A 1,196-nucleotide genomic window follows, 5' to 3' on the forward strand; every position below is an offset into this window, starting at 1 on the left:
CCACCAACATGAGCAAAATGTGCGATTCCGGTTCCGAAAAGAGAATATCCAGTTACACCAGAAAACAAATCTAATCCGACAATTATTGGTATAAAATATTTTGCTTTTACTGGTACTGGTATAAACATTAAACCCAAAGTAGCGTTTGGAAACATAAATCCATAAGCAACCAAAAGACCATAAATTGCTCCAGATGCACCTACTGCACTTGACATAATATCATTAAAAACGAAATAGTTTATCAAATTATTAGTCAATCCAGCAACTAATCCGCAAGTTATATAAAAAAAAAGAAATCTTTTATTTCCCCAATGATGTTCTAATGCTGATCCAAATGAATATAAGGCAAACATATTGAATGCAATGTGAGACAAATTGGGCATTGGCGCATGCATGAACATGTGTGTGAAAAATTGGTAAGGTCTATATAATTCATTTCCAAATCCATACAAAGCCAAATAACTGTAATTTTGTTCAATATTACCAATATAATTTGTACCTAAAAAAACTAATACATTAATAATTATTAAATGTTTAACTGTGTCTGTAATCTGCATCATAAGGCGAATTTTTTATCTAAATCTTCCACACGTAATGTAATGAAAGTTGGTTTTTGAAATGGAGAAACATTGGGATCTTTGCAAGCAAACAAATTGTTTATTAAATTTTCTTGAGCAGATTCGGTCAAATAATTTCCTGATTTGACAGCTAAACTTTTTGCCATCGATTTAGCTATTGTATCATTTTGACTGAAACTGGTTTCTGGAATTCCGTCTTGTAAGTCGCTCAATAATTGTTCCAAAAGTAACGAAATTTCGCTTTCGGTCACATTGACTGGTATACCAGATATTACAACGTTATCAACATTTGTCTCTTCGAATACAAATCCTGTATTTTTTAACGACAATTGCAGTTCGGTAATAAGTTTTATTTCGCTTGACGAAAAATATAAATTCAAAGGAAACAATAATTGTTGACTCGAGGCTTGTTTTACGGTCATATTTGACAAAAATTCTTCATATAAAACTCTTTGGTGCGCTCTGTTCTGATCAATAATTACCAATCCAGTTTTTAGTGGAGAAACTATGTATTTTTTATGAATTTGGTATGTTTTAGATTTTGATTGTTCTATCTCTTCATCATTAAATAAAGACGAAGTTACTACATCATTTTCGAAAGTCATCGATTCGACTTCT

Annotated in this window: 1 protein-coding gene and 1 pseudogene; both read right to left on the reverse strand. The window is 31.4% G+C overall.

Going from position 1 to position 1,196, the window contains the following annotated elements; translation table 11 throughout:
• The coding region (locus tag RMO83_RS16110) for a rhomboid family intramembrane serine protease (RefSeq protein WP_310560724.1) at positions 1-560 on the reverse strand (560 nt) is incomplete at its 3' end.
• A pseudogene (locus tag RMO83_RS16115) lies at positions 557-1,196 on the reverse strand (DNA mismatch repair protein MutL); the annotation flags it as partial. The gene RMO83_RS16110 and the pseudogene RMO83_RS16115, both read right to left, overlap by 4 nt.

This window comes from Flavobacterium sp. (assembly GCF_031423415.1).
Taxonomy (GTDB): Bacteria; Bacteroidota; Bacteroidia; order Flavobacteriales; family Flavobacteriaceae; genus Flavobacterium.